The sequence below is a fragment of the Nonomuraea sp. NPDC003727 genome (assembly GCF_053586935.1).
This window is the reverse complement of sequence record NZ_JBSFNE010000031.1, coordinates 61,923-85,015: the sequence shown is the minus strand read 5'-3', so window position 1 is coordinate 85,015 and position 23,093 is coordinate 61,923. Positions and strand designations below refer to the sequence as shown.

Below are 23,093 nucleotides of genomic sequence, written 5' to 3'. Positions count from 1 at the left end.
GGTTTCCCCCGGACAGCCGACGATCAACGCCGACTGGGTGGGACTGGTGAACTCTATGTACGACTCCGTCCCCCGTCAAATCAACGCACCGCCATACCGGAAAACAGTCCTCGACCACCGGAAACGTCGGGGCCACGACAGCCGGCGCGGTTCACTCACAAGGCCCGGCAACAGCCGGTGTGTCGAACAGGGCCAACTCGTGCGCATCCGGGACTTCGAACAACGTCACGTCGTGAGCCATCTGTTCCTGCGTGATGGGGACGGCGTCCTGTCCTGCCCTCAGTGGCGCGGGCCACCACTTTGCGGGACAGCACCTCGAAAGGCGCGTCCAGGTAGTGGAGTTTCACCTGGATACCGCGGGCATACGCGGTGAGGCGCTTGTCGGCTCGCTCCGCGCGTCTTCAGAAGGGGATTCCCGGGAGTGCGGCGCTCCTGGAATCCTTGCCCGCGGCGCTCCTCCCGGACCCCTCCCTCATGTCCCTCATGGTGGCGCTGCCCTCTCGGCCCCCTCCCCCAATGGTGGTTCCGCCCTCGCAGCGCCCGTACCGAAAGTGTCGCCCTCCCGAAAGCCCGTACCGAGGGTGCCGCCCTCCCGAAAGCCCGTACCGAGGGTGCCGCCCTCCCGAAAGCCCGTACCCAGGGTGCCGCCCTCCCGAAAGCCCGTACCCAGGGTGCCGCCCTCCCGAAAGCCCGTACCCAGGGTGCCGCCCTCCCAGAACACCCTCTCGGATGGCGGGGCGGGGAACGGCAGGCCGGAGCGTTCGACGTGCCCCGGCCGCCGTCGCGGAACGGCCCACGAGCGGCGCCTCGTAGGCTTTCCGGGTGGATCTCGAGGATGAGCTGGCCCGCCTGGCCGCCCAGTACGGCGGGGCAGGCACGCCGACCCGGCACGCGACGAGGAGTGACGTCGTCGTCGTCCGGCGCGGCGAGGTCGTGGTCAAGGCGCACTCGGCCAGGGACGACGCGGCCTCCCTCCGGTTGAGGCTCAAGGCCAGCGCGTCGGCCGCGCTGACCGGGGTGATGCTCGCCCCCCTGGACATGGACGTGCGCACGGTGCGCGACAGGGCGGTGACCGTGTGGCCGGCGGGTACACCGGTCGCTCCCGACGACCCTGACGCCGCTCCCTGGGAGGAAGGGGCGCGGCTGCTGGCCCGGCTGCATGCCGTACCGCTGACGACGGTGCCGCCGCTGCCGGAGGCGGGCGGGCCCGCGCGGATGGCGCGGGCGGTCAGCGGCATGCCGGGAGACGGGCCGGACCAGCGGCTGGTACGGCAGGCCCTGGCGGCGCTCCCCGCCCCCGAGCCCGTGCCCCTGCTGCTCACCCACGGCGACTGGCACCTGGGCCAGCTGGTGCGGCGCTCGGACCGGTGGCTGCTGATCGACGTGGACGACCTGGGGATCGGCGACCCGGCCTGGGACCTGGCGCGTCCGGCGGCGTGGTTCGCCGCAGGGCTTCTCGAGCCCGGCATCTGGAACCGGTTCCTCAACGCCTATCTCGCGTCGGGCGGGCCCGCGCTGGACCCGCGCGACCCCTGGGCCAGGCTCGACGTTCCCGCCAGAGCGGTCACCGTTCAGCTGGCCGCGGTGGCGGTCACCCACGCACAGCGGGAGGGTCGGGAACTGGACGAGGTGGAACGTTCGTTGGTCGAGTCGTGCGACAGGATTGTGGGCCTCCGGTGAGGCTGACATAGTGACGCACGCAGACCGTGTACATCCCGCCAATGGGCAAGGAGATCAACCAGATGCAGTGCCCCAAGTGCCGCGGCAACATGCGGACTTACGAGCGCAACGGGGTCCACATCGAGCAGTGTGAGAACTGCCGAGGGATCTTCCTCGACTACGGCGAGCTGGAGACGCTGACTCGCATGGAGTCCCAGTACCACACGCCGCCCGCCGCGCCCCCGCCTCCGGCTCACGGGGCTCCCGCGTGGGGCGCCCCCGCCCCGCACTACGGCGGTCACTACGGTCACCGGCGCAGGCACGACAGCTTCCTGGGGATGCTGTTCTCCTCCTGACCCTGCTGTGAAAAGGGCCGCGACCTCGAGTGCGAGGGACGCGGCCCTTTCCGTCTCCGGCGGCCCCTTCCACCGCCGGGGGGCCGGACCTCCCGCGGTTGCGAGCCGACCGGACCCCCACGACTCTGGGGCCGAAAGGGCCGACCGGACCCCCACGACTCCGGGGCCGAAACGACCGACACCCCCACCAGCCATGGGCCGGCCGACCGGATCAACGCCCCGCCACACACCGAAGCCCAGCCGACCGGATCGAGCCCCCGCCACACACGGAAGCCCGGCCGACCGGATCGCCGTCCCGCCACATACGGGGCCGGACCGACCGGATCGCGGCTCCCACCGGACGCGGGGGCGGTCTCCCCGGGTCGCCGCTCCCGCCGGCCGCAGGACCGGGCCTGGCCGGGCGCTGCCGATCAGGCCGGGAAGGTGCCGGGGTCGACGTCGGTCGTGGGCGCGTTGCCGCCGGTGACCGAGTGCAGGGTGACGCGCCAGTCGTGCCACCTGATCTGCGTCGCCGTGTACGTCGTCCTGAACTGCACCGGCTTCTCGAACCGCTCGAAGCTGCACGACCTGGTGAACGCCCTGCCGTCCCAGTCGACCCCGTGGGTGAAGAAGATCTCGTACGTGCCGTCGCGCACGCCTTTCACCCGGAACGTCGACTTCTTGCGCACGAACACGCTGAACGCCTTGGCCTTGCCGCGCATCACGGTCACCACCGCGTCCCTCGACCCGCCGTTGTCGATCAGCAGGGAGCTGCGCCCGCTGAGCCGCTCGGCGCGCAGGAACCGCCCGTTCGCCGGCCGCCTGGTCTGCTTCCTGGCCGCCTTGACCGGCACCACGTCGGCCGGGTAGTCGCCGAGCGCGGTCAGCGACCTGCCCGCCTGGTCGAGCGCCTGGAGCTTGTCCGCGACGTCGCTGAAGACCCCGCCCGCCGTGCAGACGCTTCTGCCGCCCACCTTGCCGAGCGTCATCCCGAGCTGGGTGGTGAAGTCGCGCAGGCTGGCCACGTACGCCTCGTGCTGGACGCGCGCCTCGACGGGAGGGGCGAGGGCCGACAGGGCCTCGGTGGCGCCGCTGAGGGTCTCTTCGGCACGTTCCATGCGATCGTTGAGTGACTTGACGGTCTTCGCGGAGGAGAGCGCGGTGAGCGCGGCCCGCACGCCGGTGCGCTGCTCGGTGAGCGCGTCGCGGTAGGCGGCGGCGGTGAGGGCGCCGGTGCCGCTCGACGGCCCCGTGACTCCCGGGGAGGGCTCGGCGGGGCCCTGGGCCGTGGAGCTGCACGCGGTGAGGGTCAGCGTCGCCAGGCCGAGAACGCAGGAGATCAACCGGGGGGCAAGCATCTGCCACACTATCGCCCGGCTGATCCCCTGCCGTCAATCAGGACTCGGTCAGACCGCTGTCCCGATCCTGCCGGAGCCACCGGGTGATCCCGAGCCCCCGCAGGAACGGCAGATCGTGGCTGGCCACGATCAGCGCCCCCCGGTAGGCCGACAGCGCCTGCGACAGCTGCCTGACGCTGGCGAGGTCGAGGTTGTTGGTCGGCTCGTCGAGCAGGAGCAGCTGCGGCGGCGGGTCGGCCGACAGCAGCGCCGCCAGCGTCGCCCTGAAGCGTTCGCCGCCCGACAGCGTGCGCACCGGCTGCTCGGCCCGCGCGCCCCTGAACAGGAAGCGGGCCAGGCGGGCGCGCACCTCGTTGACGGAGGCGCCGGGGGCGTGCGCGCGGACGTTGTCGAGCACGCTGAGGCTCTCGTCGAGGACGTCCAGGCGCTGCGGCAGGTAGCCGACCGGGACCGGCGCCCCTGCCGCCACGATGGCGCGCAGCAGGGTGGTCTTGCCCGACCCGTTCGGGCCGAGCAGCGCGATCCGCTCGGGGCCGCGCACCTCCAGGCGTTCCATCGCCTCGTCGGTACGGCGTGCGGTCGCGAAGGACAGCACGACCCGGCCCGCCGGGACCGCCGTCCCGGGCAGCGAGACGCGGATCTCGGCGTCGTCGCGCACCGCCTGTTCCGCCTCGTTCAGCCGCTCACGCGCCTCCTCCAGCTTGTCGACGTGCATCATGCGGTGCTTGCCCGCCGACACCTGGGCCTCGCGCTTGCGCGCCTGCATGACGATCTTCGGTTCGCGCTTGTTGGCGTACATCTTGTCGCCGTAGCGCACCCGCCGGTCGAGTTTGGTCCTGGCCTCGATGAGCTCGCGCCGCTGCCTGCGCACGTCGGCCTCGGCCACCCTGACCATGCGTGCGGCGGTTTCCTGTTCGGCGGCGAGCATGCGCTCGTAGTCGCTCAGGTTGCCGCCGTACAGGCGTACCGCGCCCTCGCGCAGCTCGGCGATCTGGTCGACCTGGTCGAGCAGTTCCCTGTCGTGGCTGACGACGACCAGCACCCCCGGCCAGGCCCTGACCGCGGCGTGGAGCCGCCGCCTGGCGTCGAGGTCGAGGTTGTTGGTGGGCTCGTCGAGCAGCAGCACGTCGGGCCGGTGGAGGAACTGCGCGGCCAGGCCCACCATGACGGTCTCGCCGCCGGACAGCGTCGCGACGGTGCGGTCGAGGCCGACGTGGTCGAGGCCGAGCGTGGCCAGCTGGGCGGTCGCCCGTTCCTCCACGTCCCAGTCGTCGCCGACGGCGGTGAAGTGTTGCTCCCGCACGTCGCCCGACTCGATCGCGTGCAGCGCGGCTCTGGTCGCGCTGATGCCGAGCAGGTCGGCGACGGTCAGCTCGGCGCGCAGCGGCAGGTTCTGCGGCAGGTGGCCGACCTGCCCTAGCACGCTGACGGAGCCGGAGCGGGGGCGCAGCTCCCCTGAGATGATCTTGAGCAGGGTGGACTTGCCCGAACCGTTGGCGCCGATCAGGCCGGTGCGTCCGGCGGGGAAGGCGGCGTCGAGGCCGTCGAGCACCTGGGTGCCGTCCGGCCAGCCGTAGGAGACGTGGTCGATCACCACGGAAAATGACATGAGAAAGCTCCCGTCGGAAAGTCTGAGAATTCAGGACTTGGCGGGAACCACCGCGAAGACGCCCGAGGTCCAGGTGCGCACGTGCCCACGACAGGGCGAGACGGCGCGGTGCCCGCGACCTCAGAACCTCACGTCAACAGCCTCCACGGCTCGGAAATGCGACTCGCAGAGGTTACCCGGCCGGAAAATCGTCCGCAAGGGCCCGGGCGCGATGCGCCGCGACGTTGACCCGGTTGGCGCACGCCAGCGAGCAGAACCTGCGGCGTCCGTTGCGCGAGGTGTCGACGTAGACGGTCCGGCAGCCCTGCCTGTCGCAGCGGCCGAGGCGGCGGCCGTCGGAGAAGCAGATGGCCATCGCCAGCCCGCCCGCCGTGGTGTCCTTGGCCCTGGCGACGATGTCGGCGCCGAGGGCGAAGAAGTGCAGGTGCGGCCGGCGGCCGTCGTGCGCGCTGATGTACGGCGTGGCCGCGGTGATCGCCAGCAGGTCGTTGACGAGGGTGATCTGGGTGTCCTGGTCGGTCTCGCCGAAGACGGGGTCGAGCCGCCTGGCCCACCGGCCGAGCTCGGCCGCCTGGGCGGGGGTGAGCTCCGCTCGCAGCATCTCGTTCCTGACGAGCAACGGGGTGATCGCCTCGGGGGTGAAGTCGACGGCGTTGACGAGGTCGGCCGACAGTGCCGCCCCGTTGCCCCCGTAAGCATTGAAATGCATAAGGACATTACATCAGGTTGGAGGCATGCATTTCACGACACTCGTCTCCACCCACGAGACGTCGGACGGCGTGATCTCCTACTTCCGCTGCGAGTGCGGCGCGTGGGAGGTGCGCACGGCCGATCACGGCAACGTGGCGACCACGTCGACCCCGCCGGAGAGCCGACAGGTGATCACGGTGTGACGACCGTGACAGCCGGGTGAGTGAACGGGGGCGTAACCGTTCTTGACCATCGACTGACCCGCCGCGTTCGGCCTAGAGTGCGCACCAAGCCGTCCCCCTCAACCGGAGGTCAGGAATGTCCAGCATTCCCGCTCTGCTGCGCGATCGGATCAAGGCCACCCCCGACGCCGAGGCCTATCGCCATCCGGCGGGCACCGGCTGGGAATCGCTGACCTGGGCCCAGGTGGGCGAGCGGGTGCGGCCGCTGGCCCTGGGCCTGGCCGAGCTCGGCGCCCGCGCCGACGCCAGGGTGTCCATCCTCTGCTCGACCCGGCTGGAGTGGATCCTCGCCGACCTGGCCGTGCTGTCCACGGGCGCGGCCACCACGACGATCTACCCCTCCAACACCGCCGACGAATGCGCGTACGTCATCAACGACTCCGGCAGCACCCTGGTCATCGCGGAGAACGACGACCAGGTGGCCAAGCTCGCCTCGGTGCGCGCCGACCTGCCCGGCGTCCGCCACGTGGTCGTCATCGACGGCGCCGCGAGCGACGACGGCTGGGTCGTCCCGCTCGACAGGGTCGGCGCCGACGGCGACTACGACGCCATGATCGACGAGATCGGGCAGGACGACCTGGCGACGCTCATCTACACCTCCGGCACCACCGGCAGGCCCAAGGGCGTCGAGCTGACCCACGACAACTGGCTGTACGCCGCGGAGGCCGTCCGCAAGATCGACCTGATCGGCCCCGACGACCTGCACTACCTGTGGCTGCCGCTGTCGCACTCGTTCGGCAAGCTGCTCGAGGTCGTGATGATCGACATCGGCGTGCCGACCGCGATCGACGGGCGCCTCGACAGGATCGCCGACAACCTGGGCGAGCTGCGGCCGACCTTCATGGCCGCCGCGCCGCGCATCTTCGAGAAGATCCACAACACCGTCGTCGCGACGGTCAGGCGCGAGGGCGGCGTGAAGCTGCGGATCTTCAACTGGGCCAAGCGGACGGGCGTCAGGGTCAGCAGGGCCCGCCAGCGCGGCGCGACGCTGCCGCTGACCACCCGCCTGGAGTACGCGCTGGCCGACCGGCTGGTGTTCGCCAAGCTGCGGGCCCGCTTCGGCGGACGCATCCGCTCCTTCATCTCCGGCGCCGCCCCGCTGTCACAGGACATCGGCGAGTTCTTCGACGGCGCGGGGCTGCCCATCCTGGAGGGGTACGGACTGACCGAGTCGTCGGCCGGCAGCTTCCTCAACAGGCCCGGCGCCCTCCGGCTGGGCACGGTGGGCCAGCCGCTGCCCGGCACCGAGGTGCGCATCGCCGAGGACGGCGAGATCCTCATCGGCGGGCGCGGCATCATGCGCGGCTACCACGGGCTGCCGGAGGAGACGGCCGAGACGCTCGAGGACGGCTGGCTGCGCACCGGCGACATCGGCGAGATCGACGAGGCCGGCCGGCTGCGCATCACCGACAGGAAGAAGGAGCTGATCAAGACCTCGGGCGGGAAGTACGTGGCGCCCACCCACCTCGAGGGGCGGATCAAGGCGGCCTGCCCGTACCTGTCGCACGTGTTCGTGCACGGCGACCGGCGCAACTTCTGCACGGCGCTGGTGACGCTCGACATGGAGGTCGTACGGCCGTGGGCGGCGGCCGAGGGGCTGCCCGGCGATCCCGAGAAGCTGCGCGACCACCCGCGGATGCGCGAGGAGGTCGACAAGGCGATCAAGGAGGTGAACGCGGGGCTGGCGAGCTACGAGACGATCAAGGACTTCGCGATCCTGGCCGACGACTTCACCGTGGAGGCCGGAGAGCTGACGCCCAGTCTGAAGATCAAGCGGAAGGTGGTCGAGCAGCACTACGGGGAGACGCTGGACGCCTTCTACAAGGACGCCACGCTCACCTGAGCGCCCGGCCGCGCGGCGCCGGTCGCTGTGGTCAGCGGAAGACGTGCAGCGCGCGGGCGCTGGCGAACCTCAGCGGAACACGTGCAGGGCGCGCGGGCGCTTGGCGAACGTCAGGGGCCCGCGCGCGGTGACGGTCTGGCCGTCCAGCGCCAGCCGTACCTCTCCCGAGGGCGTCTCGACGCGCACCGTGTCGGCCTGCCACTGCCGGTAGTGGCGCGACAGGCCGAGCCGCCCGCCCACCGCGCTCCCGAACGCCCGCAGGCGGGGCAGCCGCCGGGCGGCCGTCATCAGCCTGATGTCGAGCACGCCGTCCTCCAGCCTGGCCCGGCGCCCCGGAGCGGCGCCGCGCGAGCCGTGCCGGCAGTTGCCCACGAACATCAGCCAGGCCCGGTACGGCACGCCGTCCACGACCAGGTCGACAGGCGCCGCGTCGCGGCGCAGCACCTCGGCCAGGCCCCACAGCAGCGCCGGCCAGGTGCCGATCCGCCGGTGCCTGGCCTCCCTGCGCTCGGCGAGGGCGGGATAGACGCCGAGGCCGGCGCTGTTGACGAAGACCCTGCCCGCGGTCTCCACGACGTCGACGGCGGCCAGCTCGCCCGCCCGGTAGGCGGCGACGGCCTCGTCCGCGTCGGCGACGCCGAGCTCGGCGGCGAACAGGTCGCGCGTGCCCGACGGGACGACCAGCAACGGCCTGCCCCGCTCGAGCGCGATCCGGGCGGCGGGTCCGACGCTCGTGTCGTCCCCTGCGACGGCGAGCACCTTGCCGTCGGTCCTGTCGAGGGCCCCTGGCGGCACGAACTCAGCCCGGGGGAAGGCTTCGCGGAGCTTCCGCGCGGCCGCCCCCGCGGGGTCGGCGGCGACGACCAGGCCCTCGCCCGAGGGGTCGCCGTCGACGGCGGGCGCGGTGGCCGAGGCGCGGGCCCGTCCCGCCTCGGCCGCCTCCGGCCAGATGCGGCGGGTGACCAGCCCGGTGGCAACCCCGATGGCCGCGCCGGCGAGCACGTCGCCCGGGTAGTGGACGCCGGTGTAGACGCGGGAGAAGCAGACCGCCGCCGCCACCGCGGCCACGGGGACGGCGACGGCGAGGGGCGCTTCGAGGGCCACGGCGGTGGCGAAGGCGGCGGCCGAGGCGGAGTGTCCCGACGGGAAGGAGGCCGACAGCGGCATCTTGAGCAGCCGGTTCAGCGGCAGCACGTCGGCCACGGGGCGCTTCCTGCCGAAGGCCTGCTTGCCCGCCAGGTTCACCAGGGGGCTGGCGAGGCTGATCGCGAGCATGCCCCTGGTGGCCGCCCTGCGCAGGCGACGCCTGCCGCTCAGCGCGAACGTGCCCGCGACGCCCGCCCACAGCAGCGCGTTGTCGGCCGTTCTGGACAGCCGCGGCAGGACGGCTTCGAGGCCCGGCAGCCGGGTCCGTGCGACGGCCGCGTACAGGTGCTTGTCGAGCCGGTGCAGCCGAGATCGGAGTCGCATGCTGTATCTAGTGCCCAGGTTCGCCGGTTTTCAGCTCACAGGATCCGCCGGGCGCCCGGCAGCGCGCGCACCAGGAAGGCCAGCGCCCAGCACAGCGGCAGCGCGAGGACGGAGACGACGGCGAACTTGACGATCGCGGCGGCCTGCAGCCAGGCGAAGGCGTAGGCGAGGCCGACCAGCACGACGGGGTGGATGATGTAGACGGTGTAGGCCTGCTCGGACAGGAACCTGCCGCGCGCCCGCTGCGTGTTGAAGCGCTCGCGGAACAGCACCAGCAGGCCGATGACGACACCGGCCGCGAACACCGCCTCCCACGCGGCCTGCGCGAGGTCGGCGACCGCTCCGCCGGACATGAAGCGCAAGGGGAGCAGCACCATCGTCCCCAGTCCCGCGGCGGCGAAGCCGAGCCTGCCCGCCCGCCGCGACAGCGTGGCGAACCAGCCACGCCGGTGGGCGAGCACGCCGAGCGTGAACATGCCGGCGTACTGCGGCAGGTGGGACGGCGTGGGCAGGCCGAGCACCGGCACGTAGAGGCCGACGGGCACGACGAGACGCCAGGCGAAGGTGACGACGGCCAGCGCGACCGCGCAGACGACGATCGCAGCCGCTCCAGGCGCCTGCTCCGGGCCCGACCGGGGGATCCGGCCGTAGCGCCGGACGGCGGCGTAGACCGCGGCGAAGACCAGCAGGACCTCCACGAACCACATCGGGCCCGGGTCCCACGACCCGATGTAGAACATCCAGTACGGCATGTCGAAGTCCTGGTAGACGCCGACCATGGCCAGGGGGCGCAGCAGCAGGAGGAAGACGATCAGCGGGATGCCCAGCCGGAGCAGCCGGTCGCGCATGAAGGCGCCGCCGCCCTTGCGGTCGTAGGAGCCGGGGGTGAAGAAGCCGGAGATGAGGAAGAAGAAGCCCATGAAGAACGCCTGGTCGAACATGACCAGGATGTCGAGCGCCCACCCGGAGGGGTCGTGGGCCTGCTCGAAGTGGTACCAGGCGGGGATGTTGCCGTACGTCAGGGCCACGTGGTGGAGGATCACGAGGACGGTGAGGACCACGCGCAGGTTGTCGACGTAGGCGAGCCTTCTCATTGCGGTCCCTTCGTGGCACGGACGAAGATCTCGGCCAGTTCCCTGGCGTGGGCGTCGAGGTCGTGGCCGGGGTGGACCGCCCAGTAGGCGAACATGTCATTGACCGCGGCCGAGTGGGTGATCGCCATGACGCGCGGGTCGAACGGCCGGAACTCGCCCGTGGCGTGGCCGAGACGGTAGATGTTCTCCAGCGACTGGTACAGCTCCTCGTTGGCGGCGATGCCGTACCGGGGGGAGCCGTCCGGGAGGCGGAGGTTGATGAAGATCTCCCCCAGGGCCTTGAGCTGGGTGCGGTGGTCGCGCATGTGCTCGGCGACGCTGAGGATCTGGGTGCGCAGCAGCTCGGTGGCGGTGGTCCTGCCCTCCATCCGGGCCAGCACGAAGTCGGCGATGCCGGTGTAGACGTGGTCGACGACCTCCTCCATCAGGTCGTCCTTGCCGGCGAAGTGGTAGGAGATGACGCCCTTGCTGATGCCCGCGTGCTTGGCGATGGCGGCGAGCGATGCCTTGGCGAAGCCCACCTCGGCGATGACCTCGATGGCGCTGGCCATGATCTGGGCCCGCCTGGCCTTCTCGATGAACGACCGCGGCTTCTGGCCGGATGCCTCGTTTTCTGACCGCATGGCCAAAATCTAGCACAGGCGGCCAACAAATAAATCTGAACGACCGATCGGTCTTTTTATCTGCTAGCGTGATCCGCATGGCAGACGGCAGGAAGGTGCGCGGACAGCGCAGCAGGGAAGCCATCCTCGGCAGCGCCGTGGCCCTGGCCTCGGTCGACGGGCTCGACGGCCTGACGCTGGGCCGCCTGGCCGGCGTGGCGGGCGTCAGCAAGTCCGGCCTGTTCGCCCACTGGCGCGACAAGGAGCAGCTGCAGCTCGACGCGGTCGAGTGGGCGCGGCGGCAGTGGATCGAGCACGTGGTCACCCCCGCCCTGGCCGTGCCCCCGGGCCTGCGCAGGGTCCTGGCCCTGCACGAGGCACGGCTCGCCTTCTACGAGGAGGGCCGCCTGCCGGGCGGCTGCTTCTTCTTCGCCGCGCAGGTCGAGTTCGACGACCGTCCGGGCCCGGTCAAGGACCGGGTGGCCGAAGCGATGAACGACTGGCTCGGCTTCCTGGAGCGGGCCATCCAGGACGCCGTCGACCGGGGCGAGCTGCGCGCCGACCCGGCCCAGCTCGCCTACGAGATCGAGGCGCTCGGCGAGGCCGTCGTCATCCACTCCCGCCTGCGCGACCGGCCACGGGCCTTCGCCCACGCCCGCAGGGCCGTCCTCGACCGCCTGCGCGCCCTCTCCCCCGACCCCACGCTCCTCCCGGAGGACTGACCGTGTCCCACACCCGTCCCGTCCAGGTGCACTTCGACGACCTCGACGCCATGGGGCTGCTGCACAACGCCCGCTACTCGGTGCTCGTCGAGCGGGCCATCACCGCCTTCTGGACCGAGCTCGGCTGGAACTTCGACCCCGCCCACTCCCGCTTCAAGGACGTCTTCCTCGCCGTGCGCGAGTTCTCCATCACCTTCCACGTGCCGATCATGGGCGTCGGCGAGCCGCTGGTCCACTTCTGGATCGAGCGGATGGGCACCACCAGCGGCGTGTACGGCGTCCGCGTCCTGTCGCCGGACGGCGGCACCGTGCACGCCGAGGGCCGCAGGGTCAACGTCAACCTCGACCCGGCGACGCTACGCCCCACCCCGTTCAGCGCGGAGATCCGCGACGCGGCCAAGGTGCTCGCCGCGTGATCAGAAGCCGCTGGATCCCCGGCCCCGAACCGAGGGGCGAGGAGCCCGTCGTGGTCAGCCTCACCGACTTCCGCCTGCACAGCGCGGTGCACCTGCCGCGGGCGAGCCGTACGGGATGGCGGCTGGGCCGGCGCTGGCCCGAGGTCGGCGGCGCGGTCGGGCTGTGGCTGTGGGCCGAACCCCTGGCCCGCCGCATCGGGTCGGTGTCGGTGTGGCGGTCGGCGGCCGACCTGGCGGCCTTCGTCCGCTCGCCCGGCCACGTCGCGATCATGCGGGCCTACCGCGGCAGGGGCACGCTCCTGTCCGAGACGTGGACGAGCGACGCGCAGGACCTGTGGGAGGAAGCCTGGTCACCCGTGGCGCGCGGCGGGATCAGCGGCGCTTGAAGGCGGCCAGCAACCGCTCGGCGGCCAGCGACGGGGTCAGGGTGCCCGCCAGGACCTCCCGCTCCACCTCCGCCGTGATCGCCGCCACCGCGGGGTTGCCGCGCAGCTCGGCCAGCAGCCGGTCACGCACCAGCGTCCAGGTCCACTGCACCTGCTGACGGCGCCGCTTGGCCGCCACGTCGATCCGGTCCTGGTGGGCGACGACCTGCTCCCACACCTCGTCGAGCCCGCCACCGGTCAGCCCGCTGCAGGTCAGCACCGGCGGCGGCGCCGCCTCCGAGCGCAGCATGCGCAGCGCCCCCGCCAGCTCGCGGGCCGCCTTCCTGGCCGCCGGTTCGAAGTCCCCGTCCGCCTTGTTGACCGCGATCACGTCGGCCAGCTCCAGCACACCCTTCTTGATGCCCTGCAGCTGGTCGCCGGTGCGGGCCAGGCTGAGCAGCAGGAAGGTGTCGACCATGTCGGCCACCGCGGTCTCCGACTGGCCGACGCCGACCGTCTCGACGAGCACGACGTCGTATCCCGCGGCCTCGACGACGACCATCGCCTCCCTGGTGGCCTTGGCGACCCCGCCGAGCGTGCCCGAAGTCGGCGAGGGGCGGATGAAGGCCTGCGGGTCGACCGACAGGCGGGACATGCGCGTCTTGTCGCCGAGGATGCTGCCGCCGGTCCGCGTCGACGACGGGTCGACGGCCAGCACCGCCACCCGGTGGCCGCGCTCGGTCAGGCGGGTGCCGAGCGCGTCGATCAGCGTCGACTTGCCGACCCCCGGCACGCCCGAGATGCCGACCCTGCGGGCCTGCCCGGCCAGCGGCGTGAGCTCGACGAGCAACCGCTGGGCCAGCTCGGCGTGGTCGGCCCTGGTCGACTCGACCAGCGTGATCGCGCGGGCGATCCAGGCGCGCGATCCCGACTTCACGCCGTGGACGTAGTCGTCGAGCGCCCTCATCCGCACCGGCCCTCCGCCGGCCGGTGGCGCATCAGTGGCCCAGGCGCGAGGACAGCTCGCGCACCAGGTCGAGCGCCGCGTCGGCGATCACCGTGCCGGGCGGGAAGATCGCCGAGGCGCCCGCGGCGCGCAGCTCGTCGAAGTCGCCGGGCGGGATCACGCCGCCCACCACGATCATGACGTCGTCCGCGCCCAGGTCGGCGAGCGCGGCGCGCAACGCCGGCACCAGCGTGAGGTGACCCGCGGCCAGGGAGGAGACGCCGACGACGTGCACGTCTGCCTCCACGGCCTGCCGCGCCACCTCCTCGGGCGTCTGGAACAGCGGGCCGACGTCGACGTCGAAGCCGAGGTCGGCGAACGCGGTGGCGATCACCTTCTGGCCGCGGTCATGCCCGTCCTGCCCCATCTTGGCCACCAGGATGCGCGGCCGCCGCCCCTCGGCGACGGCGAAGTCGGCGCACGCCTGCCGTACCAGCTCGATGCCCTTCACCGGACCCGCCTCGTCGCGATACACCCCGGAGATGGTACGGATCTGCCCCGCGTGCCGTCCGAACACCTTCTCCAGGGCGTCGGAGATCTCGCCGACCGTGGCCCTGGCCCTGGCCGCCTCCACCGCGAGCGCCAGGAGGTTGTCGCCGCCCGCGGCGCCCTTGGTGAGGTTCTCCAGCGCCTGCCGTACGGCCTCGGCGTCCCTGTCGGCGCGCAGGCGGCGCAGCTTGTCGAGCTGCTGCGCCCGCACCGCGCTGTTGTCGACCCTGAGCACCTCGATCGGCTCGTCGGCCTGCGGGCGGTACTTGTTGACCCCGATGACCGGCTGCCTGCCCGAGTCGATGCGCGCCTGGGCGCGTGCCGCGGCCTCCTCGATGCGCAGCTTGGGCAGGCCGGCGTCGATCGCGCGGGCCATGCCGCCGGCCGCCTCGACCTCCTGGATGTGCTGCCACGCCTTCTCGGCCAGGTCGTGGGTGAGGCGCTCGACGTAGTAGGAGCCGCCCCACGGGTCGATGACGCGGGTCGTACCCGACTCCTGCTGCAGCAGCAGCTGGGTGTTGCGGGCGATGCGGGCCGAGAAGTCGGTGGGCAGCGCGAGCGCCTCGTCGAGGGCGTTGGTGTGCAGCGACTGGGTGTGGCCCTGGGTGGCGGCCATGGCCTCCACGCAGGTGCGCACCACGTTGTTGAAGACGTCCTGGGCGGTCAGGGACCAGCCCGAGGTCTGGGAGTGGGTCCGCAGCGACAGCGACTTGGGATTCTTCGCCCCCGCCTCCGACACCAGCCTGGACCACAGCAGGCGGGCCGCCCGGAGCTTGGCCACCTCCATGAAGAAGTTCATGCCGATGCACCAGAAGAACGACAGCCGGGGGGCGAAGGCGTCGATGTCGAGCCCCGCCGCCACACCCGCCCTCAGGTACTCCACGCCGTCGGCCAGGGTGTAGGCCAGCTCCAGGTCGCAGGTGGCCCCCGCCTCCTGGATGTGGTAGCCGGAGATCGAGATGGAGTTGAACTTCGGCATGTGCCGGCTGGTGTAGGCGAAGATGTCGGAGATGATCCGCATCGACGGCCCGGGCGGGTAGATGTAGGTGTTGCGGACCATGAACTCCTTGAGGATGTCGTTCTGGATGGTCCCCGTCAGCTGCTCGTGGGCGACACCCTGCTCCTCGGCGGCCACGATGTAGAGCGCCAGGATCGGCAGCACCGCGCCGTTCATCGTCATCGACACCGACATCCGGTCCAGCGGGATGCCCTCGAACAGCTGCCGCATGTCGTAGATGGAGTCGATGGCGACGCCCGCCATGCCCACGTCGCCCGCCACACGCGGATGGTCGGAGTCGTAGCCGCGGTGCGTGGCCAGGTCGAAGGCCACCGACAGGCCCTTCTGCCCCGCGGCCAGGTTGCGGCGGTAGAAGGCGTTCGACTCCTCGGCGGTGGAGAAGCCCGCGTACTGCCGGATGGTCCACGGCTGGTTGACGTACATCGTCGGGTACGGCCCGCGCAGGTACGGCACCGCCCCCGGATAGGTCCGCAGGAAGTCGAGCCCGTCGAGGTCGGCGGCCGTGTAGACCGGCTTGACCGGGATGCCCTCCGGGGTCTCCCACGGCTCACCCGCCGCCGCGCCGGTGGGGCGCACGGGCGCCAGCGGAACGGTGGTGAAGTCGGGGATCATCGCGCCACTCCCAGGTCGTCGAAGGTCGTGCGGAGGACGTCGAGCGCGTCGCATCCGGCGTACAGGTGCGCGTCCACCCCCTCGTGATCCCCCTTCCCCGCCAGCCATACCGTGCGCGCCCCCGCCCGGCGCAGCGCCAGGGCCACCGGGGCGGCGTGCTCGCCGTACAGCCGGTCGCTGGAGCACAGGCACGCGACGGCGGCGCCGCTGGCGGCGAAGGCCCGCGCGATCTCCTCCGGGTCGGTGCTCGGGCCCGACAGGACGGTCTCCAGGCCGCCGGCGTGGAAGAGGTTGGCGGCGAAGGAGGCCCTGGCGGTGTGGACGGCGACCGGCCCGATCGTGGCGAGGAAGACCTTCGGCCGCTCGGGCTGGGCGTCGGCCAGCTCGCGCAGCTCCTCGTACGGCCGCGCGTAACGCATCGCCTCCCCCTGGGGGGCGGGCGGCCGCGGCGGGCGCTCGCGCGGATCGGGGAACTCGCTCACGCCGGTGATCGGGTGGCGCCGGTGCGCGATGTCGTCGTCCCTGCGCGCCCTGGTCCGCGCGATCCGCTCGCTCACCAGGTCACCGGCGGCCTGGACGCCGCCCGCCGCCTCGATCTCCTGGAACCACGCCCAGGCCCGCTCGGCCAGCTCGGCCGTGCGCCGTTCGACGTACCAGGAGCCGCCCGCGGGGTCGGCGACGCGCCCCACGCCCGACTCCTCCAGCAGCAGCGCCTGGGTGTTCCTGGCGATCCGCCGGGCGAAGGCGTCGGGCGCGCCCATGGCGGCGTCGAAGGGCCGCACCGTCACCGCGTCGGCGCCGCCCACGCCCGCGGCGAAGCACGCCAGCGTGGTGCGCAGCATGTTCACGTACGGGTCGCGCGCGGTCATCATCGCGAAGCTCGTCACCGCGTGCTGCAACTGCGTGCCGGGCCCGCCGCACACCTCGGCCACCCGCGCCCACAGCAGGCGGGCCGCGCGCAGCTTCGCGATCGTGGCGAACTGGTCGGCGGTGGCCGCGTAACGGAACTCCAGCTGGCCGAGGGCCGCCTCGACGGACAGCCCGGCCGCGGTCAGCGCCCGCAGGTGCGCCACGCCGGTCGCCAGCGAGCAGCCCAGCTCCTGCGCGTCGCTCCCGCCCGCGTCGTGGTACGGCAGGCCGTCGACGACGATGGCGCGCAGCCCCGGATGCTCCGCCGCGCAGCGCCGCGCCAGCGCGACGGCGTCGGGGCCGAGGCCCGCGCCGAGATTACCGGTCACCCCCGTGCCGAGCCCGAGCAGGACCTCGGCCGCCTCGGCGGTGCGCTCGCCCGCCTCCAGCACCACGGGCACCAGGTCGAGGTAGACGCCGTCGAGCGTGCGCGCCAGCTCCTCCACCGGGACCGCCAGCCACAGCGAGGTGACGCCGTTCTCCAGGTCGGCGAGCACCGCCTCGTTGTCCGGCACGGCATGCCGCTGCCGGACGTCCCAGCCCCGGTGCGTGGGCCGCGGGGCGCGCAGCTCGGGCAGGTCGCCGGCGTCGTAGAGGGGTGCGACCCGCACACCGTCATAGGTGTCGGTGGCCAGCGCGGCTTCGGGTGATTCCGGCTCCACGCCGGACTTGCGCAACACACCGAGCGCGAGGGCCCGCCAATCGTCGCGGGTCGTGGACGGGAAGTCCGCGGCGAGTCTCATGCCTTGGATGGTAGGCGCAGCCGTACCAGAACAATAATCCGGGGGCGGCGTCCGCGGTCAGGCGCGCGCCGCCTCCCAGGCCAGCTTCCACGTGACGGGTCCGACGACGCCGTCGTCGGGGATCTCCTGCTCGCGCTGGAAGCGCCGGCACACCTCGCGGGAGCCGGCCCCGTAGGCGCCGTCGACGTCGATGGTCCAGCCGCGCCTGCTCATCTGGCGCTGCCAGGTGCGCACGTCGTCGCCGCGCATGATCGGGGGGAACTTCAGCAGCCGCCCGGGGAAGGGCGGGGCCTGCGGGGGCGTCGGCGGCTCCTGCCCGCCAGGCCGGGGGGCGCCGCGCCTGACCCAGCCGTAGAGCGGGTCGCCCGGGCAGTCGGTGTTGAACCCGTCGCGGTGCCCCTTGATCTCGCGCCCGGCCGCGCCCTCCTCGCGCAGGTGCAGGATCGCGTCGAGGATGGCGTGCAGCACGCCGTCGGGCGGCTGGACCAGGCCGGCGTTGCCGACCAGGCCGAGCACCGCGTAGTGGCCCGAGTTGAGCCCGGCCCCGTTGGCCGCCGGCAGATGGTGCGCCCCCCGCCCCTCGAACACCTTGCGGTGCGGGCAGGCCACGAAGCTGTAGCCGATGTCGATCCAGCCGTTGGAGTCCATGTGGAAGTTCTGGATGGACTGCACCAGGGCCACGCACTTGGCGTGGTCGCGCACGATGCCGGGATCGACCCTGCCACCCGTGTAGTGGACCTTGACCCCTCTGGTGGACTCGAGCTGGGTGTAGCTGCCACGCGGGGAACGGGCACGCCAGTCACGACGCAGGACAAGATCGATGGCCACGGCGATCTCCCGGGTGAGGACGCTGACAACCGAGCGTAACGCGAGGTGTACGGACAGATCCCAGGAATGTCGATTATTGGTCTCCCTACGGCCGGAAGACGCGCCGGTCCGTAACGATCGCGGAGATCAGGTCATGGGGCGTGACGTCGAAGGCCGGGTTCAGCGCGCGGGTCCCCTCGGGGGCGATGCGCATGCCGCGCACGCACACCACCTCCTCGTCGCCCCGGTCCTCGATCTCGATGTGCTCGCCCGAGGGGGTGGCCGCGTCGATGGTGCTCTCGGGGGCGACCACGACGAACGGCACCCCGGCGCGCTCGGCGCCCAGCGCGAGCGCGTAGGAGCCGATCTTGTTGGCGGTGTCGCCGTTGGCGGCGATCCGGTCGGCGCCGATCAGCACCGCGTCCACCCCTCCCCTGGCCAGCAGGTACGGCCCGGCGGAGTCGGTGACCAGCCGGTAGGGCGCGCCCATCCGCTCCAGCTCCCAGGCGGTGAGCCGGGCCCCCTGCAGCAGCGGCCTGGTCTCCAGCGCGAGCACCTCGGCCAGCCGTCCCCTCTCGTGGAGGGTCTGGACGACGCCCAGCGCGGTGCCGCGCTCGACGGTGGCCAGACCTCCGGTGTTGCAGATGGTCATGACGCGCAGCTTGTCGCCTTCGAGCAGGTCGGCGCCGCGCTCGCCCATGGCCACGCAGGCGGCGATGTCGTCGTCCCTGATCCGCAGGGCCGTGGTGAGGACCGCCTCGGGCCCGTCGTCGAGGCGCGCGGCGGCCTGGTCGACGCCCCACGCCAGGTTGACGGCCGTCGGCCGGGCCGCCCTGAGGCGCGCGACGGCCTTCCTGTCGCCGCCGGCCAGCGCTACGCCGAGCGCCCCTGCCACGCCGAGGGCGGGAGCGCCCCTGACGGCCAGGCGGCGGATGGCGTCGACGAGCTCGTCCACGGTGGTGATGCGCAGCATGACCAGCTCGTCCGGCAGCAGCGTCTGATCGATGAGCTCGATGGCCCCGTCGACCCAGTCGATCGTCCTCACAGGCGCACCGTACACAATCAGGCCGAACCGTCATACATCCCTTCGGTATCGGCGGGCGGCGCGCCTGTCTCTCATGGGGGAGGCGGCTCGACCGTCCGCGGCGCCGGTGCGGCGACCGGCGGGGTCGTCCCGTCGTCGGCGGCCACCAGCTCGTAGCGGGTGGCGTAGGTGTCGACGAGCGAGACCAGCATCGCCGCGACGGGAATGGCCAGCAGGGCGCCCACCGCGCCGAACAGCGCCGCGCCCAGGGTGACGCCCGTGAACGAGACCCCCGGATGGATGTCGACCGACCGCGCGCTGATCCTCGGCTCCAGTGTCAGGTTCTCCACCTGCTGGTACACCACGGCCCAGGCCAGCGCCGCCACCCCGACCCAGGGCCGGGGCGAGGCCAGCCCGACGACCGTCGGCAGGGCGATGGAGATGTAGGTGCCGATCGTGGGGACGAACTGGGCGACCGCGCCCGTCCACACCCCGAGGGCGAACCAGGACGGCATGCCGATCGCCAGGAACACGAGGGCCGACGTCCCGCCGTTGATCGTGGCCAGGATGAGCCTGGCCGAGACGTAGCCGCCGGTCTTCTCCGTCGACAGCTCCCACACTCTGATGAAGACCCGCTGGGACCGGCTGGGCAGCAGCTGCGCCACCCACTGGCGCAGGCGGGGGCCGTCGGCCGCAAAGTAATAGGTCAGCAGCACGAGCATGAACAGCTTGAAGACCATGCCCGCCACCGTCCCGACCAGGCCCAGGACGCCGCCGACCACGTCCTGCGCGTACGCGGCGGCCTGCTGGGGTGTCACGTTCAGGGACTTGAGGAGGTCGGCCAGCTTGTACTGCGTCCCGAGCCGGGCGTTGATCCACTTGAGGACGGCGGCGGCGACGTCGGGCAGCGCCAGCAGCAACTGCCCGACCTGCTGCACGAACAGGTTCCCGAACAGGATGAGGAAGATGACCGCCACCACGGTGAAGGTCACCATGACCAGCAGCGTGGCCCTGCGACGTGACATCCGCCTGGACAGCGGGCGCACGGCCGGCTCCATCGCCAGCGAGGTGAACCAGGCCATGACCAGCAGGACGAGCAGCCATCCGGCGTCGGTCAGCAGGAAACGCAGGAAGAACATCAGGGCGACCACGCCCGCCACCACGAGAGCGACCCGCCACACGTTCGCGGGCGCGAGCAGGACCTGGACGGCCGGGGGCTTGATCCCTCGCGGCTCACTCGGCCTCGTCATGATCCCTCCTACGGTTCGCTCATGGCGACTGCGCCGTGGGGGCGGGTGCGGACGGGGCCGGCAGGCACACAATCCTACGTTGCCGCAGGTAGAGACGGAAGGATCAGGCACATCAGAGGAGGTGGGGCCGTCGCGGCGGCCCCCCGCCTAGCGCTCGGACAGGACGATCACGGAGTCGCCCGCGCCGAACGTCAGCGGCTGGTTCCTGTCCGGGTTGAGCACCACCCCGTAGTGCGGCGCCTGGTTGATGCCGGACGCGAGCCGGTAGCCGATCGCCGTCTCGCCCCGCCGCCTGGCCGACTCGATGACGGTGGAGAACGACACCTGCGCGCCCGGGGTCACGTACGAGGCGGCGGGCCTGGGGTAGATCTCCGACCCGCGCGAGTCGAACAGGTAGCCGAAGACGTCGGCCAGGTGCCGGTTCTCGGCCAGCTGGGCCAGCAGCAGGCCGATGACCGTGTCGCTGATGACGATGTCGTCGGCCTCGGTCACCTCGGCCAGCGAGCGGTTGTTCTCGTCGTGCATCTCGCTGACGATCGAGTACCGCTCGCCGGTGGCCGCCTGCATGTCGCGCAGCTGCAGCAGCGTCATCAGCGTGCGGGTGTCGGCGTGCTGCGGCTTGAACCTGTCGTCGGACAGCACGATCACGTGCTGGTAGAGGCCGACGCCGAGCGCCTCCAGGGCGTACCTGTCGGTGGTGTCGCACTCCTTGACGTTCACGGTGAGGTTGCGCAGGCCGGTCAGCTCGGTGCCCGCCTTCGGGTGGTCGGCCGCGACGTCGAGGACCGAACCGGGGGCGACGTAGCCGTCCAGGTAGCGGATGATGTGCTCGGCGCGGGCGTTCCAGTTGAGGATCAGCGTCCGCTCGGCCTCCGGCGGCGCGGCCGGGGCGCCGGCCATGTCCTTCTCGGAGTAGGCGGCCGGGGCGGTGGCCACGCGGATGAGCGAGTCGTCGTGGGCGATGACGACGACCTGGTCGTCGGCGGCGATGACGGTGTCCATGGGCGGGTTGAGCACGACGCCGGAGGGGCTGCGCAGGCCGATGACCGTGGCCGTCTCGTAGGCGTGCAGCGCCTCGCCGTACGTCCGGCCGGCCAGAGCGGTGTCGGCGCGCAGGTAGATCTCGCCGCCGTCGAAGTTCAGCAGGTCCATGCAGACCACGGACATGCCCGACTGCCGGGAGGACTGCACGATCAGCCGGGAGGCGGTGTCGTCGGCGTCGACGAGGTGGACCTGGTCGCCCCCGGCCAGGCGGGCGGCGGCCATGTTGCGGCTGGAGGTGAGCGAGGCGACGACGGGAGGGTGGTCGCCGGCGCGCTTGGCCAGCGCCAGGAGGATCTTGATGACGTGGGCGTCGGAGTCCTCGCCGTCGGGTGACAGGACGACGATGGAGCGAGCCCTGTCGAGGTTCATCAGGCGCAGGTCGCCCGGCTCGGTGGGCCGTCCGGTGCGGCAGACGAGCCTGGTCCGGCCGGTGTCGCCGATGCGCTCCCTGATCTCCTCCTCCATGTCGAGCTTGTCGTGGTCGGCCATGACGGCGATGACCGAGCCGCGCTGGCTGGCGTGCGCCTTGACCAGCTCGCCGATGATGGTGAAGATCTGGTCGGACCAGCCGAGGACGACGGTGTGACCGCTCTCGGCGACCATGGAGCGGCCCCTGCGCAGCCGGTCGATCTTCTGCTTGAGCCCGTTGGACAGCAGGCCGACCAGGATGCTGACGATGAAGATGCCGGCCAGCGACCCGGCGAACATCACGGCGAGGAAGGCGGTGCTGCCCTTGTCACTGGCGACCTTGCTGGGTGTCATGGCGTGCATGAGCGCCAGCCACAGCACCTCACCCGGGCTCGCTCCCTCGGGTTCGTCGGTGACCCAGACGGTTAATCCGGCCACGACCAGCACGATCGCGACGGACACCACGGCGAGCCAGCCGATGAGCGAGGCGGTCCCCTTGGACATGGTGTTGTCGAACCAGTAACGCACGCGCTCCCGCACAGACACCGTTTACCTCCCCGTGAATGAACCTTGACCAACGGCAAAAGGTACAGCGGCTTTCATGCGACGAAAAATCATCCACGCGAGCGCCCGTACGCTGGTGCCGTGACCACCGCGCACCTGGCCTACGAGACGCTGAAACGCCGCATCGTCGAGGTCGAGCTGCGCCCCGGCGAGCGGCTGATCGAGCGCGACCTGGCGGCCGAGCTGCGGGTGTCGCGGATCCCGCTGCGCGAGGCGCTGCGCCGCCTGGCCGCCGAGGGCCTGGTGGTGCTGGTGCCCGGAAGGGGCGCGCTGGTCAGCCCGTTCACCCCTGACGACGTGCGCGACCTGTTCGACGTGCGGGAGAGCCTGGAGGCGCTGGCCGCGCGGCTGGCCGCCGAGCGGGCCGACGCCGACGGCCTGGCCAGGTTGCGCGCGTGCATGGACCGCGCCCGCGAGGCGATCGCCGGTGAGGACAGGGCGGCCATCGCGGCCGCCAACGCCGACTTCCACCACGAGGTGGTGGCCATCTCGGGCAACGCGCTGCTGGCCGATCTGATGCGGCCGCTGGACGCCCGCCTGCACCGGTTGTTCCGCCTCACCTCCGACCGCGACCCCGGACGGCAGAGCCAGGAGCACGCCGAGCTCTACGCGGCGATCGCGGCGGGCGACCAGGAAGAGGCGGCCGCCTGCGCGCTGCGCCACGTGGCCGGCGGGCGGGCGGAGTCGCTGGCCGTGGCGCGCGGCTGGGCGGTGGAGGACATCGACCCCGTCCAGGCCACCCACTCCCGGCGCCGGACCCGGTGAAGCGGCGGCCACGGACAGACCACGGATAAAAGCAGTCGACGCCGGTGTG

General features: G+C 71.9%; 21 protein-coding genes. 8 read left to right on the top strand and 13 right to left on the bottom strand.

The window, feature by feature from the left end; all coding sequences use genetic code 11:
• Positions 1-822: 822 nt before the first annotated feature.
• Positions 823-1,680 carry a phosphotransferase family protein gene (locus tag ACWDLG_RS42155; protein ID WP_449930827.1) on the top strand — a complete coding sequence of 286 codons (858 nt, stop codon included), beginning with the start codon at positions 823-825 and terminating at the stop codon, positions 1,678-1,680.
• A 62-nt stretch (positions 1,681-1,742) separates the two neighbouring features.
• On the top strand, positions 1,743-2,015 hold the full coding sequence (locus ACWDLG_RS42150; RefSeq protein ID WP_354911017.1) for a TFIIB-type zinc ribbon-containing protein: 273 nt from the start codon (positions 1,743-1,745) through the stop codon (positions 2,013-2,015).
• 410 nt (positions 2,016-2,425) lie between these two features.
• On the opposite strand, the gene ACWDLG_RS42145 is transcribed toward ACWDLG_RS42150, so the two are convergent.
• The 3 genes from ACWDLG_RS42145 to ACWDLG_RS42135 all read right to left on the bottom strand — a co-directional run bounded on the left by ACWDLG_RS42145 (position 2,426) and on the right by ACWDLG_RS42135 (position 5,670).
• Positions 2,426-3,352 carry a hypothetical protein gene (locus ACWDLG_RS42145; RefSeq protein ID WP_449930826.1) on the bottom strand — a complete coding sequence of 309 codons (927 nt, stop codon included), beginning with the start codon at positions 3,350-3,352 and terminating at the stop codon, positions 2,426-2,428.
• 37 nt (positions 3,353-3,389) lie between these two features.
• Positions 3,390-4,961: an ABC-F family ATP-binding cassette domain-containing protein gene (locus ACWDLG_RS42140; RefSeq protein WP_449930824.1), complete on the bottom strand. Its 1,572-nt coding sequence runs from the start codon at positions 4,959-4,961 to the stop codon at positions 3,390-3,392.
• 172 nt (positions 4,962-5,133) lie between these two features.
• Positions 5,134-5,670, bottom strand: coding sequence for a CGNR zinc finger domain-containing protein (locus ACWDLG_RS42135; protein WP_354910987.1), 537 nt, complete (start codon positions 5,668-5,670; stop codon positions 5,134-5,136).
• A 25-nt stretch (positions 5,671-5,695) separates the two neighbouring features.
• Between ACWDLG_RS42135 and ACWDLG_RS42130 the strand changes: the two genes are divergently transcribed.
• Complete coding sequence (locus tag ACWDLG_RS42130) at positions 5,696-5,854, top strand: hypothetical protein (RefSeq protein WP_449930822.1); 159 nt, start codon at positions 5,696-5,698, stop codon at positions 5,852-5,854.
• 115 nt (positions 5,855-5,969) lie between these two features.
• Positions 5,970-7,736 carry an AMP-dependent synthetase/ligase gene (locus ACWDLG_RS42125; protein WP_449930820.1) on the top strand — a complete coding sequence of 589 codons (1,767 nt, stop codon included), beginning with the start codon at positions 5,970-5,972 and terminating at the stop codon, positions 7,734-7,736.
• A gap of 69 nt (positions 7,737-7,805) precedes the next feature.
• On the opposite strand, the gene ACWDLG_RS42120 is transcribed toward ACWDLG_RS42125, so the two are convergent.
• Genes ACWDLG_RS42120 through ACWDLG_RS42110 form a run of 3 tightly spaced genes read right to left on the bottom strand, consistent with a single transcriptional unit; the run spans position 7,806 to position 10,923 of the window.
• Positions 7,806-9,206: a phosphatase PAP2 family protein gene (locus ACWDLG_RS42120; protein ID WP_449930818.1), complete on the bottom strand. Its 1,401-nt coding sequence runs from the start codon at positions 9,204-9,206 to the stop codon at positions 7,806-7,808.
• Between the two features lie 35 nt (positions 9,207-9,241).
• Complete coding sequence (locus ACWDLG_RS42115; RefSeq protein ID WP_449930816.1) at positions 9,242-10,300, bottom strand: acyltransferase family protein; 1,059 nt, start codon at positions 10,298-10,300, stop codon at positions 9,242-9,244.
• Complete coding sequence (locus ACWDLG_RS42110; protein ID WP_449930814.1) at positions 10,297-10,923, bottom strand: TetR/AcrR family transcriptional regulator; 627 nt, start codon at positions 10,921-10,923, stop codon at positions 10,297-10,299. Before ACWDLG_RS42110 ends, ACWDLG_RS42115 begins: the two co-directional genes overlap by 4 nt.
• A gap of 77 nt (positions 10,924-11,000) precedes the next feature.
• Between ACWDLG_RS42110 and ACWDLG_RS42105 the strand changes: the two genes are divergently transcribed.
• Genes ACWDLG_RS42105 through ACWDLG_RS42095 form a run of 3 tightly spaced genes read left to right on the top strand, consistent with a single transcriptional unit; the run spans position 11,001 to position 12,426 of the window.
• The gene (locus ACWDLG_RS42105; protein ID WP_449930813.1) at positions 11,001-11,624 is read left to right on the top strand and encodes a TetR/AcrR family transcriptional regulator; all 624 of its coding nucleotides are present in this window, start codon (positions 11,001-11,003) and stop codon (positions 11,622-11,624) included.
• A 2-nt stretch (positions 11,625-11,626) separates the two neighbouring features.
• Positions 11,627-12,040 carry an acyl-CoA thioesterase gene (locus ACWDLG_RS42100; protein WP_449930811.1) on the top strand — a complete coding sequence of 138 codons (414 nt, stop codon included), beginning with the start codon at positions 11,627-11,629 and terminating at the stop codon, positions 12,038-12,040.
• The gene (locus tag ACWDLG_RS42095; protein WP_449930809.1) at positions 12,037-12,426 is read left to right on the top strand and encodes a hypothetical protein; all 390 of its coding nucleotides are present in this window, start codon (positions 12,037-12,039) and stop codon (positions 12,424-12,426) included. Before ACWDLG_RS42100 ends, ACWDLG_RS42095 begins: the two co-directional genes overlap by 4 nt.
• On the opposite strand, the gene meaB is transcribed toward ACWDLG_RS42095, so the two are convergent.
• The 7 genes from meaB to ACWDLG_RS42060 all read right to left on the bottom strand — a co-directional run bounded on the left by meaB (position 12,413) and on the right by ACWDLG_RS42060 (position 22,219).
• Positions 12,413-13,372: a methylmalonyl Co-A mutase-associated GTPase MeaB gene (gene meaB, locus ACWDLG_RS42090; RefSeq protein WP_354911014.1), complete on the bottom strand. Its 960-nt coding sequence runs from the start codon at positions 13,370-13,372 to the stop codon at positions 12,413-12,415. The two genes, ACWDLG_RS42095 and meaB, sit on opposite strands and share 14 nt — an antisense overlap.
• Before the next feature lie 31 nt (positions 13,373-13,403).
• Positions 13,404-15,530 (bottom strand): methylmalonyl-CoA mutase, encoded by a 2,127-nt coding sequence (gene scpA, locus ACWDLG_RS42085; protein WP_449930808.1) that lies wholly within the window; start codon positions 15,528-15,530, stop codon positions 13,404-13,406.
• A complete protein-coding gene (locus tag ACWDLG_RS42080; RefSeq protein WP_449930806.1) occupies positions 15,527-17,182 on the bottom strand; it encodes a methylmalonyl-CoA mutase family protein in 1,656 nt (551 codons plus the stop codon). The genes scpA and ACWDLG_RS42080 overlap by 4 nt, the downstream gene beginning before the upstream one ends.
• A 57-nt stretch (positions 17,183-17,239) precedes the next feature.
• Positions 17,240-18,010: a peptidoglycan recognition protein family protein gene (locus tag ACWDLG_RS42075; RefSeq protein ID WP_449930804.1), complete on the bottom strand. Its 771-nt coding sequence runs from the start codon at positions 18,008-18,010 to the stop codon at positions 17,240-17,242.
• Between the two features lie 85 nt (positions 18,011-18,095).
• Positions 18,096-19,034 carry an S-methyl-5-thioribose-1-phosphate isomerase gene (mtnA, locus tag ACWDLG_RS42070; protein ID WP_449930802.1) on the bottom strand — a complete coding sequence of 313 codons (939 nt, stop codon included), beginning with the start codon at positions 19,032-19,034 and terminating at the stop codon, positions 18,096-18,098.
• 71 nt (positions 19,035-19,105) lie between these two features.
• Positions 19,106-20,263, bottom strand: a complete 1,158-nt coding sequence (locus ACWDLG_RS42065; protein ID WP_449930800.1) for an AI-2E family transporter — start codon at positions 20,261-20,263, stop codon at positions 19,106-19,108.
• Positions 20,264-20,410: 147 nt separating this feature from the next.
• On the bottom strand, positions 20,411-22,219 hold the full coding sequence (locus ACWDLG_RS42060) for a CASTOR/POLLUX-related putative ion channel (protein WP_449930829.1): 1,809 nt from the start codon (positions 22,217-22,219) through the stop codon (positions 20,411-20,413).
• Between the two features lie 141 nt (positions 22,220-22,360).
• On the opposite strand from ACWDLG_RS42060, the gene ACWDLG_RS42055 reads away from it, so the two are divergent.
• Positions 22,361-23,044 (top strand): GntR family transcriptional regulator, encoded by a 684-nt coding sequence (locus tag ACWDLG_RS42055; protein WP_354910951.1) that lies wholly within the window; start codon positions 22,361-22,363, stop codon positions 23,042-23,044.
• Positions 23,045-23,093: the final 49 nt, after the last annotated feature.